General features: G+C 74.3%; 11 protein-coding genes. 3 read left to right on the top strand and 8 right to left on the bottom strand.

Going from position 1 to position 17,286, the window contains the following annotated elements; genetic code table 11:
- Nucleotides 1-37 precede the first annotated feature (37 nt).
- Nucleotides 38-721 (top strand): response regulator transcription factor, encoded by a 684-nt coding sequence (locus LNW72_RS34790; RefSeq protein WP_250979018.1) that lies wholly within the window; start codon nucleotides 38-40, stop codon nucleotides 719-721.
- A gap of 23 nt (nucleotides 722-744) precedes the next feature.
- Here the strand turns inward: LNW72_RS34790 and LNW72_RS34785 are convergent, their stop codons facing one another.
- The 8 genes from LNW72_RS34785 to LNW72_RS34750 form a co-directional block, all read right to left on the bottom strand.
- Entirely contained in the window at nucleotides 745-2,310 is a 1,566-nt protein-coding gene (locus tag LNW72_RS34785; RefSeq protein ID WP_250979017.1) for a SagB family peptide dehydrogenase, read from the bottom strand.
- A gap of 21 nt (nucleotides 2,311-2,331) precedes the next feature.
- Nucleotides 2,332-4,662, bottom strand: coding sequence for a TOMM precursor leader peptide-binding protein (locus tag LNW72_RS34780; RefSeq protein WP_250979016.1), 2,331 nt, complete (start codon nucleotides 4,660-4,662; stop codon nucleotides 2,332-2,334).
- A gap of 22 nt (nucleotides 4,663-4,684) precedes the next feature.
- Complete coding sequence (locus LNW72_RS34775; RefSeq protein ID WP_250979015.1) at nucleotides 4,685-8,092, bottom strand: type 2 lanthipeptide synthetase LanM; 3,408 nt, start codon at nucleotides 8,090-8,092, stop codon at nucleotides 4,685-4,687.
- 1 nt (nucleotide 8,093) lies between these two features.
- Nucleotides 8,094-10,385, bottom strand: a complete 2,292-nt coding sequence (locus LNW72_RS34770) for an ATP-binding cassette domain-containing protein (RefSeq protein WP_250979014.1) — start codon at nucleotides 10,383-10,385, stop codon at nucleotides 8,094-8,096.
- Nucleotides 10,382-12,724, bottom strand: a complete 2,343-nt coding sequence (locus tag LNW72_RS34765; protein ID WP_250979013.1) for an ATP-binding cassette domain-containing protein — start codon at nucleotides 12,722-12,724, stop codon at nucleotides 10,382-10,384. The genes LNW72_RS34770 and LNW72_RS34765 overlap by 4 nt, the downstream gene beginning before the upstream one ends.
- The gene (locus LNW72_RS34760; protein WP_250979012.1) at nucleotides 12,721-13,581 is read right to left on the bottom strand and encodes an HlyD family efflux transporter periplasmic adaptor subunit; all 861 of its coding nucleotides are present in this window, start codon (nucleotides 13,579-13,581) and stop codon (nucleotides 12,721-12,723) included. The genes LNW72_RS34765 and LNW72_RS34760 overlap by 4 nt, the downstream gene beginning before the upstream one ends.
- A 5-nt stretch (nucleotides 13,582-13,586) precedes the next feature.
- Nucleotides 13,587-14,822: a cytochrome P450 gene (locus tag LNW72_RS34755; protein ID WP_250979011.1), complete on the bottom strand. Its 1,236-nt coding sequence runs from the start codon at nucleotides 14,820-14,822 to the stop codon at nucleotides 13,587-13,589.
- Nucleotides 14,823-15,064: 242 nt separating this feature from the next.
- Nucleotides 15,065-15,226, bottom strand: a complete 162-nt coding sequence (locus tag LNW72_RS34750; protein ID WP_164292920.1) for a hypothetical protein — start codon at nucleotides 15,224-15,226, stop codon at nucleotides 15,065-15,067.
- Between the two features lie 281 nt (nucleotides 15,227-15,507).
- Here LNW72_RS34750 and LNW72_RS34745 point away from each other — a divergent pair, with 281 nt between their 5' ends.
- Both LNW72_RS34745 and LNW72_RS34740 read left to right on the top strand, forming a co-directional pair.
- Nucleotides 15,508-16,479: an ABC transporter ATP-binding protein gene (locus LNW72_RS34745; protein WP_250979010.1), complete on the top strand. Its 972-nt coding sequence runs from the start codon at nucleotides 15,508-15,510 to the stop codon at nucleotides 16,477-16,479.
- Nucleotides 16,476-17,285, top strand: a complete 810-nt coding sequence (locus LNW72_RS34740; protein ID WP_250979009.1) for an ABC transporter permease — start codon at nucleotides 16,476-16,478, stop codon at nucleotides 17,283-17,285. Before LNW72_RS34745 ends, LNW72_RS34740 begins: the two co-directional genes overlap by 4 nt.
- The last annotated feature ends 1 nt before the right edge of the window (nucleotide 17,286 follow it).

Raw genomic sequence — 17,286 nt, 5'->3', positions numbered from 1 at the left:
GCGGTTCGTATCCGGGGACGAAGGGAGTACGGGGAACATGACCACGGCACTCGACCGACCGCAGGACCTCCCGCCCACCCTGACCATGGCGGCCGCGACGACCGCGGTGACCACGACCACCAGCATCCTGCTCGCCGACGGGCACCACCTCTTCCGTTCGGGTCTGAGCGCGCTGCTCGACCGCGAACCGGACCTCACCGTCCGCTCCGAGGCGTGCGACGCGGAGAGCGCCGTGGCCCAGGCCACCGGGGACCGGCCCGACATCGCGGTCATCGATCTCGAGGTGCCGGGAGCCGGCGGACTGCGGACGGCCGAACTGATCCGGTCGCTCTCCCCGCGCACGGCCGTCCTGCTGCTCGGTGCGGCGCCCCGGGCCGAGGAGGTGCAGCGCGCCTACGCCGACGGTGTGCACGGCATGCTCCGCAAGGACGTACGGCCCGAGCGGCTCATCAGCACCGTCCGCGAACTCGCCGCGGGACGACGGGTCTTCGACCCGGAACTGGTGCTGGTGGCGATCCGGCCGGGGCCGGACACACCGACCCGCCGGGAACTGGCGGTCCTGCGGCTGGTCGCCGCCGGCAGCACCATCGGCGAGGTCGCCGACCAGCTGTCGCTGTCCCCGGGGACGGTGCGCAACTACGTCTCGTCGGCCATCGCCAGGACCGGCGCCAGGAACCGCTGCGACGCCATACGGATCGCCCGCGAGAACGACTGGCTGTAGGTCGCGTCGCCGCGGTCCCGCGCTCAGCCCTGCTCCCGCATCGTGTCGACGATGTCGCAGAAGCCCTGGGGCAGACTGCCGGAACCCGATGCCGGGCGGCTGCCGATCAGGAACTCCCCCACCGAGGACTCCGACGTCCAGTCCAGACCCAGGGCGCGCGCCGCCGCGTCGGTGTCACCCGAACCGAGCCCGCACGGTGCCAGGCCCATCGCCGTCGCCACCAGGTACAGGGTCTGGTAGAGCACTCCCACATGCTTGAGCGTCAGCGCGTACGCGATCTGGCTGTACTTCCACGACAGCCGGCCGAACCGCGAGGTCACCGTCAGCAGCACCTGCGGGTCCACCGTGCAGTTGGTCGCCCGCCAGGCCGCCGTCAGCAGTTCCCTGAACGCCGCCTCGTCAGCCGCGCCGTGCCAACGGCGCGGCTGCAGTCGGTGGGCGGCGGCGTCGTAGCGGTAGACCCCGGTGGGCAGCCCCTCGCAGGCGGCGACCGACAGATAGATCTCCAGCTCGCCGGTGGCGCCGCCGGCCGGGTAGGGGCGGTCGATCGCGTCGTACGAGTTCGGGGAGGACGGGTCGCGCGGGATCACCTGCCGGACCCGGGCCGCCCGGTAGAGCAGTTCGGCGATCTGCTCCAGCGTCACCGGGGTCTCCGCGTAGGTACGGATCGACCGGCGCCCTTCCAGCACCTCGGTGAGCCGCGGGTCCCGGGCCGTCACCTCGTCCCAGTCCGGCACCGGCAGGTCGATGCCCGGCTCGTCCTCGTTGCTCCCGGCGCCCGGCAGGGCCGGCGGGTGCGGTACGTCCTGGTGGGCGAAGACGCCACCGCTGGTGTAGTCGTGCCGGCCGGCCCTGCTGCGGGAGTGGAAGAGCAGGTCGTGGAAGTCCCACAGCGGCGGGTCCGCGGCCGGGAGCGCGGGCGCGGCGCCCACCGATGCGCCCGCGGCGGGCTCCATGAAACCGGTCCCCGCCAGCAGGGCGGCCAGCGCGGCCCCCGACTGCTCGGGCAGTCCGGCCAGCGCGGCGGCCTCGGCCACGGTGCGCGGCGTGGTCAGCGCCGCGACGAACGCCGCCGCCGCGGGCTGATGGAGCGTCACCCGGTAGGGTGCCAGCGGGGATTCCATGACGCAGCCCTGGCCGATCGTGCCCCCGCCGCCGTCGGCCGGTCCGTCGGGCAGTCTGCGCAGATACGCGAACCGGGAGAGCACCACGGCGGTGCTGCCGAGGTCCGGTGCGCCGGGCGTGGCCGCCGAGCGGGCGATCGGCACGGCGGTGGCGAGCGGTCCGGTCAGCGGGTCGTCGAGGATGCTGGTCACCAGATAGGGGAACCGGCCCAGCAGGCTCAGCAGCCGGCCGGCCTCGCGGTCCCCGGCCAGCGCGTCGGCGTCGACCGGGCCGGCGCCCAGCGCCAGCAGCCGTTGCACGGTCGGCGCGCCGAGCGCGTGGACGCGCTGACGGCCCCAGGGGTGGGTGAGTTCGACGTCGTCGCCCTCCGCCGCCACCTTCACGTCCTGGCGGAGCGTCAGCATCCGCCGCACCCGGGACAGTTCGGCGTCAGCGGTGGTCAGCGGCTGTTCTGTGATGGTCATGGCGCGCCTTCCGTCCTGCGGTCAGATGAAGATGGCGGTCGGGTTGAGGTCGGCTTCCGCGGTGGGCGCGGCCTTCCAACCCAGCCGCACGGGAACGTCGTAGAGCCGGCCGGGCGCGAACCGGGCCCAGAAGTGCCGCATCCCGGGGACGATCACCTTGGCGACGGGCAGGCCCACGTCGGGACGGGTCTGGTCCAGGACGAGCATCTCCATGCCGTGGTCCGCCACCAGGCGCTGCACCGTCTCGAGGTCCGTGCGCAGATCGTCGGCGGCCAGCGGGTCCCAGCGGCCGGCAGCTGCGGGAGCGTGGCCGTCGAGGGGCCGGAGGTACGGCTGGTTGGCCAGCGTCGCGCTCTTCCACCAGGCCTTCTGCTCGTGGTCGGCGCCCGAGTACGCCGTCTCGCCGGGACCGGCGTCGGCCACCGGTGACAGGAACTGGTTCATCTCGGTGAGGGCCCGGGTCAGTGCGATGTGCGGGTCGAGGTGGGCGCCGAAGGCGATCAGGATGTCCTCGGCCGGCTTGTCGGTCCGCCGGGAGAACGCGCCGACCACCGGGATCCCGAAGTCGGCCGTCAGGTCCAGGGCCCACATCTCACGGTTCAGGCCCGCGTACACCTCGCGCATCCGGTCGATGTACGGGTCGCCGAAGGAGTCCAGGTCGACGGCCGGGCGCTGGACGCGGTTGTACCACCACAGGGCGACGGCGTCGCGTTCCACCAGCTCCAGGAAGCCCTGCAGCGTCGCGTCCTCGAACGAGGTGCCCGCGGCGGCCCCGTTGGAGTCGCCCATGGCGAAGAACGGGCCGTTGTGCCGGTAGCCGTAGTACAGCGACATGGTGGGCAGCCAGCGAGTGCGCTCCGACGTCAGCGACCAGGCGGGCGACCACTCGATGACCGCGTCGTCGCGGAACCGCTCGGGCACGGTGTTGAACATCGACTTCTTGGCGTTCCACAGCTCCCGCTCGCCGAACTGCCGGTCGCTGAAGAGCAGGCTGGTGGACGGGTGCACGGCCTGCTCGCCGAGCTGCTCGTAGCTCGCGGTGCGGCGGGCCTCGTCGCCCTGGAAGACCCCGGAGTAGCGCTCCATCGCCTCACCCATCGCGCTCGCCCGCGCCTGCGAGTCCGTCCGCCCCTTGCCGCAGCTGATGCTGCGCAGACCGGTACGGAGCTGGCGCAGGTCGCCGACCTGGCGGGCGAGGTTCTGACCGGCGACGTAGACCCGCAGACCGCCGGGCGTCCGTTCCGCCGGCACCAGGGTCGTCACCACACCGGTGACCGGGCTGAGCTGCGGCCGGTACTTCAGCAGCATGTCCTCGGGCGAGGCGGACCGGTGGCCGCCGTCGGCGGTGAACGCCTTGGCCCGGCTCTCGAACCGCACCGGTGCCAGCTGGCGGCGCTCCATGGTCGCGGCGTCGCCGCAGGACGGGCACTGCGGCCGGCGCACCAGCTCATGGCGTTCGGCCTCGGCGAGCACGGTGTCGAACGTCAGCACCTGGGCCTTCTCCGGGCGGACGCCCGCGGCCCACTTGGCCGCTTCCAGCGCGGCGAGCTGCACCCCGAGGGCGGCCGTGGGCGCCAGGTGCGCCCCGACGGTCGGTACCGGCTGGTCCCTGCCCAGCCGGTGCTGGAGGTAGCTGAGCGACTGCCGGTTGGCGGAGAGCCGGTGCGCGAGGCACTCCCAGCAGCCGGTTCCCGTGCCGGGCGCTCCGGCCGGGGCGCCGGCGGTCACCGGTGTGTCCGGGACGAAGACCGGTCCCGCCCAGACGATCGAACCGACCGGCCGGGCGAGCATCCACGGGGTGCCGGAGGCGAGGGCGGCCGCGTTCCGGCCCGCAAGGCCGGGGTTGAGGTAGTCGTCGGTCAGCGCGACGACGAGGTCGGCGCCCTCGCCGTCCGCGGGCGGCGCGTCCGCCGGTGCGAGCGCCACGTGCGCGGCGCCGGCCGCGAGCAGTGCCGCGACGAACGGCTCCGGTGCCACCTTCCCGTAGACCTCCACCCGCACCCGGGCGTCCCGCAGCGCGGTGACGGCCGTGTCGCCGTCGAGGCCGGCCATCTCGAAGAATCCGGCGGCGGCCGGGTCGGTTGCCGGGTCGGAGGCGGCGGCCCAGCCACCGGCGACGAGTTGGTCCAGAGCGGTGGTGACCCGGTCGGCGGGCACCGCGGGCGCCAGCTCCGCACCGATCTCGTGGGCGCTCCTGGTGCCGTCCAGGAGCGGCGCCAGCCGTTCGGCCAGCGAGCCGTTGACGACGCAGACGCCGCGCTCGGACACCAGGTAGACGGCTTCGCCGTCGACGACGTAGGGGGTGTAGTGCCGCTTGAAGCCGATGCCGGGCGTCGGCCGGGTACTGGTCATGGTGACTCCGTAGTCCACGTCGTTAGCGAAGGGTGGCGAGCGGGGCGGTGGCCGGGTCGACCAGCCGCAGCAGGAGGAGGCCGACGGCGGCGCCGCCGTCCAGCGCGCCGAGGTTGACGCGGTCGTCGGCGGCGCGGTCCCCGAACCAGCTGCCGGTGGCGTGGTGGCGCCGCAGCAGTTCGGCGACGAGGACGCCGGCCGCTTCCCGGCCGTCGAAGAACGGTCCCGGCACCAGCGTCTCGGCGGTGCTGCCGGCGCGGTCGTCGTCCAGGGTGTGCAGCAGTCCGGCCTCGGCCGAGGTCAGTGCCTCGCCCGCGGCGGCGACCAGTTCGCGGGTGCCGAGCGCCGCGATCTCGGCGGCGGTGACGGGTGGGGTGAGCCCGGCGAGGTCGCCGGGGTGGACGGCGCCGGTGCCCAGCGAGACGGCGGTGTCCAGGCAGGCCAGCCGCCCGCCGCGGGCGGTCGTCGTGAACCGGTGCGCGCGCAGCAGCGCACGGGCGGCGTCGGGATCGGCCAGCAGGCCGGGCGCTTCCGCGACGGTGCGGGCGAGGGCCGCGGCGATGCTGTCGGCGCCGGTCGGCACCAGGTCGAGGAAGGTCGCCGGGGTGGTGAAGCGGCCGGCCGGGGCGTCGCCCGCAAGGGCTCGCCGGGCGGCCTCGGCGAGGTCGCGGATCGCCGCGTCGGCGTCGGTGGCCGCGCCCGTCGTGCCGGCGCCCATGGAGCGGCGCAGCCGCAGCAGGTTCAGCAGCAGTCCGGCCGCGCCCAACGGGCTGTCCTGGTACGGGAGCCGGTCGGCGTCGCGGGCCGAGGACCGGCCGGCGGGCGCCGCCGCGAGGGCCGCGGCTCCCGGGACCAGCGCCCGCGCCACGTCGAGGAAGGCGGGCTCGGCGAGGGATTCGGCGCCGCGGGCCAGTGCGTGGATGAGGGAGCCGGGCCCGGCGAGACCGCCGGGCACCGGGACCCCGGAGGCCAGCCGGGTGTCACGGGCGAAGCCGAAGGAGGCCGGGTGGCGCGGGTCGATGAGGGCGGCCGCGGCCCAGAGCGTCTCGTGCGCCGCCTGCCGGAAGCGCGGCGACCCGGTCGCCGACCACAGTTCGGCAAGGAAGAGCGCCACGCCGACACCACTGGTGACGAGGTCGACACCGCTGAGCACCTCGACCTGCCGCAGCCCGGTCGCGGGGTACCAGCTCAGCCCGATCCAGCCGCCGCCCGCGGCGGTGCGCTGCCGGTCGGCGAGCATCCGGTCGCCCAGCCGCACGGCGTGGTCGAGGAGTTCACCGGACGTCGGTACGGAGAGCGGGGCGGTCCTCGGGGAGGCGGTGGTGGCCGGCGGGAGCTGCGTCCCGGACCGTGCCGCGTCGATGCAGCCGGAGAGCACGGCGGTGTGCAGATCCAGGTCGAAGCGGTCGAGTTCGGCGATGCGGGCGTGCAGCCGGTCCCAGGCGGTGCTCTGGAAGTGGCCGGGGATCTCGTGGCCCTGGGCGGTGAACACCGAGGACGACGTGGTCAGCGAGCGGAAGAACGGGATGTCCAGGACGCGGTAGGAGTCGAGTTCGCTGAGCACCACCTCCAGCAGGTCGCCGCGTGCGCTGTCGCCGGCGCGGGCGGCCACGGCGCCGCGCAGGGCGCCGGCGATCACGGTCTCGCGGGTGGCGCCGTCGGACAGGGCGAGCGGGCTCGTCGAGGTCCGCAGGATCTTGTAGCCGTCCCAGGTGTGCCGCCAGATGTAGCGCACCCAGACGCCCTTGAAGCCGGCCAGCGGGCCGTCGGGGGACGCCAGCCGGTCACGCATCCCGGCGAGTGTGCGGTGCATGTCGCGGTAGCCCGCGACGACCTCGTCCGCGTACTCCCACGGGTCGGCCTTCTCGCCGTCGTGCACCGGCCGGTACGGCGGCAGCGGCAGGGCGGGCTTGCCGGGTTCGATCTCCAGGTCGTCGGCGCGCGACAGGCAGCCGATGTCCACCACCGGGCGGTCCTTGGACGGCACCCACGGCTGTACGGCCATGGCCGTGCGCACGACGGTCGACTCCAGGACGTCCAGCAGTCCGCCCTGGCCGGCCGGCAGCGCCGGCGGGGTCTGGACCCGCGGGTAGAGCAGGCACTCCAGATCCGTGATGACCGGGTACTCGCCGCTGGCCAGCAGGTTGTCGGACCACAGGTCGCGGCCTTCGAGCAGCTGCACCAGCCGGACGGTCATCCCGAGCCTGCGGTAGAAGCGGGCGAAGCCCTCGCGGTCGGTGCAGGGCAGCGCGGGAACGAGCTCCTCCCAGCCGTACGCGTCGCCGTGGTCGGGCTCGTGCTCGGTCACCGGGTCGGCGGCGGGACCGGTCGCGGCGCCGTCGTCCGGTGCGCCGTGGTCGCTGCGCACCAGCACGGTGCGGACGTGGAGTCCGGGTGACAGGCCCGCGGCGTTGAGGTCGCGCACCAGGTCCATGTAGGCGGTGGCGTGCCGCAGGTCCTTCGGCTTGTAGACGACGCCCTGGCCGTCCGCGAAGTGCAGCAGCGCGACGGACCGGCCGCCCGCGTGGCGGTCGCCCGCGTCACCGTGCACGGCGGCCAGCGCGCCCGGGTCGGCGCCGTCCCAGAGGCGGGTGCGCAGCAGTTCCCGGTCGGAGGCGAGCCGGGCGAACATCTCGGTGTAGACGTGCTGCCAGTGGCGGCAGGCGGTGCCGACGAGGAAGGCGAGCGCGGGCAGCCGCTCCAGCCGGGCCAGCCAGCCCTCCTGCGAGGCGTCGGGGCCGCCCTGCGCGTCCCAGTCACCGCCGCCGGGGTGCGCGGACGACGACTGGACCTCGTAACGCATCGGCAGGTCCAGCGCCTCGGTCAGCCGCCGCACCAGGGTCTCCGCCAGGTCGGCCCGCGCGGAGTCGAGCACCTGGACGCCGAGCACGGACGCGGTGTCCGCGGCCCCTGTGAGGTCGTAGGGCAGCAGGGCGCCGGCAGCGGTACGGAAGGACGCGGTGATCGCACCCGGTGCGACGGTCTCGCTGGTGGGGGCGGCGGGCTGGGCGCGCAGGAAGCCGATGAGGGCGTGCGCCCAGTCCGGCACGACGGACGGGTCGCGCAGCGCGACCGGCCGCAGGCCGTCGCCGAGTTCACGGCCGGTGGCCGCCAGGTGGTCGAGCAGCACCCCGGCCGACGCCGGGTCGCCCGCCGCCCGCCGGAGCCAGCCCGCGACGGCGGTGGAGCGGCTGTGCTGTTCGTCCTCGGCGGCGGCGAAGACGGGTGGTCTGGCGCCGTCCGGCGTGCCGTCGGCGGTGGTCGAGGCCGCCGCGCGCTCCGGGAAGGAGGCGGCCAGGGCGATCACGGCACGCAGCCGGTCGTCGCCGCGCGGGACGCCGGGCAGGAGCGTGCCGTCTCCCGCCGGGGACCCGGCGGCCGTTCCCGGCACGGCGGGGGTGGTGAGCCAGGCCTGCAGGTCGAGCGTCATCTCAGATCTCCTGGGGTCGGACGAGGCGGGTGAACAGGGGGTCGTGGTCGAGCAGTTCGTCGTAGGTCCCCGAGGCGGTGACCCGCCCGGCGTCCAGGACGTGGATACGGTCCGCCCGGCGGATGGTGCTGAGCCGGTGGGCGATGACGATGCGGGTGCGGTCGAGGGCGGCCACGGCGTCGGCGACGTGGGCCTGGGTGGCGTTGTCGAGGGCGGACGTCGCCTCGTCGAGCAGCAGCACGGCGGGGCGCCTGACCAGCGCGCGGGCGAGCAGGATGCGCTGGATCTGACCGCCCGAGAAGCCCTGGGCGTCCTCACCGATGCGGGTGCCCAGGCCGAGCGGCAGGGCCCGGAGTTCGGCGGCGATGCCGGCCTGTTCCGCGGCGGCCCAGACGTCGTCCTCGCTGACGTCGGGGTCGGTGCCGGCCAGGTTCTCCAGCAGGTTTCCGCGCAGCGTCCGCCCGTTCTGCAGGACGGTGCCCAACTGGCCGCACACCAGGCGCAGATCGAGGGCGGCGAGGTCCTGTCCGTCGTGCCGCACGGTTCCGGACTCGGGGATGTCGAAGCCCAGGATCAGCCGGATCAGGGTCGACTTGCCGGCGCCCGAGGGTCCGACGACGGCGACGAACTCGCCCTCCTCGGCCCGCAGGCTGACCCGGTCGAGGGCCGGTACCGCCGCTCCCGGGTAGCGGAAGGTCACCTCTTCGAGGGCGACCGCGCCACCGAGCACGCCGGGGTCGCGGCGGTGCGGTCCCGAGGCGGGGACGGCGGGCGCCGCGAGCACCGGCCGCAGCCGGTCCAGCACCGGTGCGATGCCGTACGCGGTGGCCGCCGCGTGGGTCAGCTGGCCGAGTGCCAGCGCCACCTGTCCGGCCGCGATACCGGCCGCCATCAGATGTCCGGCGGAGACGCTCCCGGCGCCCCCGGCGGCGGCCGCCGCCAGCAGCACGGCGAGCAGCAGGGGTTGCAGGGCGGCGGTGACGGCGCCCGAGGCGGCGTCGGCGCGCATCGCGGCGGCGTCGGCGCGCTTCTGCCGGGCGAAGGGGCCGGCCCAGCGGGCGAAGGCCTGGATCTCGCGCCCCGCCGTCTGCAGCTTGTCGATGCCCAGCAGCAGCCCGTACAGCACTCCGTGCAGCCGGCCGTGCAGCGCGTACACCTCGGACTCGTACCGCTGCCTGCGCCGTCCCAGCAGGAGCAGGACGGTGACGGCGGCGACCGCAGCGAGCAGCAGCACACCGCCGAGCCGCAGATCCACGGTGAGCAGCAGCAGGAGTCCCGACAGCGAGAAGAACGCTCCCAGGACCGCGGAGACCAGCACTTCCGACAGCGCCTGCCGGGCCTCGGCGACCGCGTTGGCCCGGTGCACGAGGTCGCCGGTGGAGAAGTCCCGGAAGAACCGGGCGTCATGGGTGAGCAGCCGGTCCCACACGGCCGGTTCGAGCGCCGCCTGGATGCGTCCGGTCAGCCGGACGGCGGCGGTGTTGCGGACCAGCAGGAGCAGCAGTCCCGCCGCCGAGGCCGCGCCGAGCAGCAGCGCCAGCCAGCGCAGCGGGTGCCGGTCGGCGGCCAGCAGCCGCGGCATGAGCAGCCCGGCGCTCAGGGGTACGAGCAGCGTCAGGACGGCGGTGAGCAGCCCGGCGCCCGCGAGGACCACCAGGTCGCGACGGGTACCGGGGGCGCCGAGCGCGAAGCGCAGCAGCGAACCGGGGGTCGGAGTGCCGGGCGGCAGCGGCCGGTAGAGCAGCAGCGCCTGGCGCGAGCAGGCGGGTCCCGCCGGCCGGCGCCGCGCACGCCCGGCGTCCGGGGCCGCCGGGTCGCACACCAGATGGCCCCGGCCGCGCGGCACGAGGGCGAGCGGGCGGCCGTCGTCGGAGGCGAACGCGATCATCGCACCGGCGGTGCCGCCGGGATCACCATGAACGTGGTCGCCGTCCGAACTCTTCGCGCCCTTGGGCGCCTTGGCGGCAGGGAGGGTGACCTGCCGCCAGCGCACGCCCAGCCGCCGCAGCAGTGCGATCAGCGGGTCGCGGGCGGTGCGCACCGCGGCGGGCAGTTCGGCGGGCACCTCGATCCCCAGGGCTGGGCCGAGGGCCGCGAGCACGGCGAGCGCGTGGGCGGCCGGGTCCGGCGGCGGGACGGCCACCGCGCGGGCCTCCCTACTCGGGCGGCGGGCCGCCGGGCCGAGCCCGTCGAGGGCGGCCGCGAGGGTCGCGCGGTTGGCCGCCGCCGTCGCGTTCAGTGCGGCCGTCGCGTCGGCGGTCCGGGTGCGCTCCGCCTGCTGAGTGGGCGTCATGACTGCTCCTGAACAGGACGGTTCGGGGTCGGTGCGACGGGGGCGGTGGCGTCCGTGGAGTCCTGGCCACCGGCCTCGGACAGCAGCGTCCGGTATCGGCCGGGCACCGCGGCCAGTTCCGCCGGGGTGCCCTGCTGGACGATCCGGCCGCCCTCCAGGACGACCACCCGGTCGGCGGAGCGGACGGTGCTCAGCCGGTGGGCGAGCACCAGGCAGCCGGTACCGCGCCGCCGCAGGTGCGTGTTGACCAGGGCCTCGGTGCGGGCGTCCAGCGCGGAGGTCGCCTCGTCCAGGACCAGCAACGGAGGGTCGAGGGCCAGCGCTCGGGCCAGCTCCAGCCGCTGCCGCTCTCCGCCGGAGAGGTTCCGGGCGTCCTCCTCGATCCGGCCGGCGTCCAGGCCGCCGCGGCCGCGGACCAGATCGGCGGCCTCCGCGTCGGCGAGCGCCCGGTGCAGGGCCGTCTCGTCGGCCGCCGGGTTCCACAGCGTGAGGTTGTCGCGGATGGTCCCCTCGAAGAGCCGCAACCGCTGCTCCACATAGGCGACCTGGCTGGTCACGACGGCACGCGGCAGTGATTCGCGCGGCACACCGTCCAGCAGCACGTCGCCGGTCCAGGGCCGGAGCACTCCGGCGGCGAGCCGCGCCAGCGTGGACTTGCCGCTGCCGCTCGATCCGACGACCGCGACCCACTCCCCCGGCCGCACCGTCAGCGAGATGCCGTCCAGCGTGGCCGGCCGGTTGGGGTCGTACCCGAAGGACACGTCCCGCAGCTCCAGCAGGCCGCTGAGCGCGACGGGTCCGGCCGAGCCGTCCACCGGGTCCAGGACGGCCGTCAGATAGGGGTCGGGCTCGGAGAGCTCGACGTCGTCGAGGAGCGCGGACTGGGCTCGTGCCATCGTCAGCTCGGATCCCGTGCCGACGAGTTGGGTGACCGGCAGCAGGAACCCGTTGAGCAGCAGCAGGAAGGCGAGCAGGGTTCCGACGGTCACGCTGCCGCCGATCAGCAGCGCGGTCCCGGCCACCACGACGGCCGCGGTGCCCGCGGTGGTGAGCGCGGTCGGCAGCGAGAGCGGTACGAGGACGGCGGTGGCGACGTTCTGCGCGGTGTCCATGGCCCGCGCCTGCCAGCCCGACCAGGAGCGGAAGAACGAGTCCTCGGCCCCCTCCGCCTTCAGCGTCTCGATGGCGGAGATGCCGGCGAAGGCCACCCCGTCGCGCTTGTGCTGCTCGGAGTGGAGCTGGTGCAGCATGCCGCCGCGCCGCCGGTCGGCGAGTTTCAGGGCCGCGACATCGATGACCGCCACCACCACCGGCACGAGTGCCAGCCGGGGCTGGAGCCAGATCAGGGCGGCGAGGTGCGCGGCGGCGGTGGCGGCCGAGGCGGCGGCGCCGGCGGCGCGGTAGGAGAGCAGCGCCGAGAGCCCGTCGTTGATCTGGACCCTGGTCACCAGACCGCCGAGCTGCCTGCGGTGGAAGAACGAACCGGGCAGCCGCAGCATGCGCCACAGGAATCCGGTCGAGGTGCGGGCCGCCATCGAGGCCAGCACCCGGTTGACGACGCTCTGCTGCAGCCAGGTGCCGAGCAGCACCGCGGCGGCCGAACCGCCGGTGGCCAGGACGAGCGGGAGTGCCCAGGCGCCGGTTCCGCCGAGCGTCACCGAGGTGAGGTAGGCCCGCAGCAGGAACGCCGCGGCCATCGCGGGAACGGTGAGCAGCACCGCGACCAGCACGGCGACCAGCAGGGCGAACCCGTACGGCCGGACCCTCGCCAACAGCCCCCGCAGGAAAGGGAACCGGGCGCCGCCGCGTTCGAAGTCGGGCCCTGGTTCGAAGCCGACCGCGATGCCCGCGAAGGAGTCCCAGAATTCCGCCGGAGTCGCCGAATGGCTGCCCAGCGAGGGATCGTTGACGCGGACGCGGCCCCGCTTGATGCCTTCGAAGACCGCGAAGTGCGGTCCGGTGACGAGCACCATCGACGGCACCGGCACGGCGTCCAGGCCCAGCAGCCGGTCGTCGCCGCGCACCACCCGGCGGCCCCGCGCCACCAGGCCGTAGCGGCCGGCGGCGCGGGCCACCGCGGCGGCGCTCACCCCGTCGCGGGACACTCCGCAGGAACGGGACGCCTCGTGCAGGGTCGTCCGGCGGCCGAACGCGCCGAGGACGATCGCGAGACAGGCGGCGCCGCAGTCCTGTTCCTCCATCTGCGGGACGACGGGCGTCCGCAGATAGCGGCGCCGGCGGCCCGTGCGAACGGGGCTGCTCTTGGGTGGCGCCCCCGGGGCGGTAGCCGCCGGCTCCTGGTTCTTCCGCTCCTCGGCGGTCCGGGTGTCGAGGCTCATCGCCCGGCCCCCGTACCCAGGATGACCTGGTAGGGGCGGCGCGAGCCGAGATCGACGGAGACGTCCACGGAGACCGGGCCGTACGTCGCGGGCAGCGCGCCGGACGCGGCGTCCGGTACGGCGGTGATCGTCCAGACCGGGTCGGCGCCCGTTCCCAGGTCGCTCCCGCCGAGCGGCAGTACGCCGTCGAGCGAGTCGGCGCGGGCGGGATACGGGTCCACGGCCGTGATGCGGGCGCGCACCGCACCGGACGGCAGCGGCAGCAGTACGGACTGGCCGGGTCGCAGGCGTGCCAGGTCCCGGGCGGAACCGGTGTAGAGCCGCAACGTGGCCGGTTCGCCGGCCGGGTCGAGCGCGAGCAGCGCGGCCCCGGCCGTCAGGGTGCCACCGGGTGCTGTCAGCACCCCGGCGACCGTGCCGTCCGCGGGAGAGCGGAGCTCGGCGGTGCCGCCCGGGCCGGGTGCCGTGGTGCGCAGCAGCGCGAGCAGCTGCCCGCGGATGACCCGGTCCCCTGGGCGGACCCGCAGGTCGAGCACCGTACCGGCGACGTCGGCGCGGGCGAGCACCGGCGCGGTGCCGTGGGCCAGCACGCCGTGCAGGGAGAGGGTGTTCGGCAGTGACCCCCAGCCCACCCAGGCGCCGCCCGCCCCCAGGGCCAGTACCAGCGCGACGAGCGCGGAGCCGAGGCGGCTGCCGATGACCCGGACGGGGCGGTCGAGGCCCGGTTCGAGCTGTGCGGCGGCCGCCGCGGCGGCGATCGTCACCGCCTGGGCGGACGGGCCCGTTCGCTCCGCTGACGCGGGCGGTTCTCCGTCGGGGACGGCCGGGACGGTCTTGCTGGGGATCGTTGTCGTCATCGCCGTCACACCCCCGCGCCGAGGGCGGTGAGCTGCCTTACCTCGACGGGCAGTTCCCGCAGCCCGCCGAAGACGAACTGCTCGCTCCAGCGGGCGGTGCTCTCGTCCAGCGGGGTGCTCAACTCCCGCTCGGCGCCGGCCGCCGCGAGCAGGGCCAGGACCGTTCCGCCGGCCATCAGCGACAGCGGAGCGCCCAGGCAGTGGTGCGGCCCGTGTCCGAAGGCCAGGTGTCGGCGCTCCGCCCGGGCCGGGTCGAATCGGTCGGGATCGGGGAACCGGCGCGGGTCGCGGTTGGCGGCCGCGTACAGCAGCAGCACCACCCGCCCGGCGGGCAGCAGGGTGTCCCCGACCTGTACGTCGCCGCCCAGCCCGCGGGCGCTGGCCCGTACCGGGCTGCCCAGCCGCTGGCATTCGTCGAAGACGGCCTCGGCGGTGTGCGGTTCGGCGCGGATGCCGGCGGCCAGCGCGGGGTTCCCCAGCAACTGCCAGGCGGCGACCGCGAGTCCGGAGGTGAGGGTTTCCAGCCCGTTGGCGAACAGCATGACGACGAAGGCGAGCAGGTCCTCGTCGTCCAGTTGTCCCGCGTCCCTGGCCTGGACGAGGCGGCTGATGAGGTCGCCGCCGGGGCGCGCCGCGCGGGCGGCGCACAGCTCTTCGACCCAGTCGCGGAAGCCCTCGAACTCGGCGTCCAGGGCGGCGGTCTGTTCGGCGCCGGCGAACGGGTCCAGGAGTGACCTGGCGACCAGTCCGGCCCAGCCGGTCACCCGCTCGCGCTCTTCGGGCGGTACGTCGAGGATCGCGCACGACACCGCGACCGGCAGCGGCACGGCGAGGTCGGCGACCAGGTCGAAGGAGCCGCCGGCCAGCAGGGGCGCGAGCAGTTCCTCGGTGGTGGTCTCGATCCTGGCGCGGATCTCGGCGAGCCGGCGGGCGCTGAACGCGGCGGTCGCGAGGCGCTTCAGCCGGGTGTGGTCGGCGCCGTCCCGCATCGGCAGGGTACGGGCGAGCACCTGGGCGAGTGCGGAGGAACCGGGGCGGTCGAGCCCGATCGCGGCGGGGTCCACCGCGGTTCCGGGGTGCATCAGGACGCTGACGATCTCCTCGTAGCCGGAGATGACGTGGACGCGTCCCAGGTCCAGTACCGGGGCCTCGGTCAGCAGCCGCCGGTAGAGCCCGGCGGGGTCGCGTCGCGCGGCCGGGTCCTGGATGAACCGCGTGAGCTGGTGGCGGAGGCTTTCCATGCCCGGTTCTCCTTGTCGGTCCGTGAGTTGGTCGATGAATCGGTGTGTCGGTGTGTCGGTGTGTCGCCAGGGATGGAACCGGGTGCCGGACGAGGGGCGCCCCGGTGGGACCGTTCAGGTCCCACCGAGGCGCGGATTCCCGCGGCCGTGGCGGGCCGGCGGAGCGATGACGCCCGCCGGCCCGGCCTCAGTCGGCCGCTACTGCGTCAGACTCGGAGGCCTTGCCAACGCGGACCGTGAGGTCAGTTGGAGACCGAGCTGAAGGACGAGACCGGGCAGGCCGCGGAGAGCAGCGAGCTGACGCTGATGCCGCCGGAGACGGTGTCCAGCTCCTCGACCTCGATGTCGAACTGCTCGGTCTCGGCGACAGCGGCGGTCTCGGTGATGTCCTTGTTGTCAGCCATGGCCGACTCCTCTCGTTTCACGGCGCCGGACCCCGGTGGGCCGGTCTGCCGATTCCCTCATCCCCTTCGGCTTCCGGTTTTCCCGGCCGCTTCCGGCGATGAGAGAAATATGCACCCGAGGGCCGTCCGCACATCAGTGGGAAATGTCAGAAACACCGCCTGCAAAATGTCATACCGCTTTCTTATGACGTTTTACATGTTCAATGAACTCGCAGCTCAGGAAGGTAAAATGAATTCATTCCCTCTTGCAGACCCTCTCTGATACCGCGCACCATGTGCGCATGAAAGAGATTCCTGACGTCATAGAAGTAGTGGAATTGCGGCAGTCCTACGGGGACTACGAGGCAGTACGCGGAGCGTCTTTCACCGTCCGCCGCGGCGAGCTGTTCGCGCTGCTGGGAACGAACGGCGCCGGCAAGACCACGACCCTCGAGGTCGTCGAGGGCTACCGGCGGCCCACCGCGGGCTCCGTGCGGGTGCTGGGGCTGGATCCCTACGCGGACGGGCCCGCGCTCCGCCGCAGGACCGGGGTGATGCTCCAGGAGGGCGGGTTCTTCAAGGAGTTGACCGTCCGGGAGACGGTGGACGCCTGGCGCCGCTTCACCGGTCGGGCCCGCGCCACCGCCGACGTCCTCGGCCAGGTACGGCTGGAGACCAAGGCGGGCACCCGCGTCGGCCAGCTCTCGGGGGGTGAGCGCCGCCGGCTGGACCTCGCGCTCGCGGTGCTCAACGACCCCGAGCTGCTCTTCCTCGACGAACCCACCACGGGCATGGACCCCGAGGCCCGCCGCAACACCTGGCAGCTCGTCAGAGAACTGCGAGCGGCCGGCACCACCGTGGTGCTGACCACGCACTACCTGGAGGAGGCCCAGCAACTCGCGGACCGGGTCGCCATCATGGACGCCGGCCGCATCACCGCCACCGGCACCGTCGCCGAGGTCCTCTCGGGGCAGCGCAGCCGGATCACCTTCCCGCTGCCGTTCGCCACCACCGCCTCGGAGCTGCCGCGCCTTCCTGGCGCGGAGCTGGCCGTACGGGGTGACGCGGTGTCCTACGCCGTCGCCCGGACGGCGCCCGCGCTGGCCGTCCTGCACGAGTGGGCCGGCGCGCGCGGCGTCGAACTCGACGGCATCGAGGTACGGCACGCCTCGCTGGAGGACGTGTTCCTCGCCCTCGCGGGCGACCAGCGGACGGCGCCCGACGACCAGCGCACCGTCCGGCCCGACCACCACAGCAAGGCGGCCGCCCGATGACCTGGACCCGCTACGCCCACGGCCAACTCCTGCTGTCCTGGAAGGTCTTCTGGCGCAACCGCCGCTCCACCTTCATCGGGTTCCTGCTCCCCGTGCTGCTGGATCTGTTCGTCGCGGCGCCCCTGCGCGACAAGGAGATCGGCGGGGTGAGCGCGGCCGGTTACGTCACCGTCGGCTTCATCGGGCTGGCGCTCGTCACGTCCTTCGTCAATCTCCTCAACGCCGTCGTCGCCCGCCGCGACGATCTGGTGCTCAAGCGGCTGCGCGGTACGGAGGTGCCCCCCAGCGCCGTGTTCGCCGGGCAGATCGGTGCGAGCGGCATCGTCGTCCTGCTGCAGGCCGTGGTGCTGGGCACCATCTCGGTGGGTCTGTTCCACGCGCCGCTGCCCGCCGACCCGGCGCTGCTGCTGCTCACCCTGGTCGCGGGCTATCTGCTGTTCGCCCTGCTCGCCGTGGCGCTGTCCGGGCTGACGCCGAGCGCCGAGACGTCCCCGCTGGTCGCCACGCCGGTCCTCATGCTGTGCATGTTCGGCGCGGGCGTCGCCACACCTCTGTCGTCGCTCCCCTCCTGGCTGCAGGGACCGGCGCACGCCCTGCCGCTCACCCCGGTCGTGCAGGCTCTGCGGACCGCCTGGTTCGGCAAGAGCTTCGGTCAGGAGAGCTGGAACGGCGGCCCGCTGGCCGATCTCTCCTTCCTGCACACCTGGCAGTCCGCCGTCCCCGCGCTGCTGGTCACCGCTCTGTGGACGGCCGGCGTGCTGCTGGCCGCCCGGCGCCTCTTCCGCTGGGAGCCCCGGCGCGCCTGAC

It is taken from the genome of Streptomyces sp. RKAG293 (genome assembly GCF_023701745.1).
Lineage (GTDB): Bacteria > Actinomycetota > Actinomycetes > Streptomycetales > Streptomycetaceae > Actinacidiphila.
The sequence above is the reverse complement of the archived record's forward strand: the minus strand, read 5'-3'. Positions and strand labels throughout refer to the sequence as shown.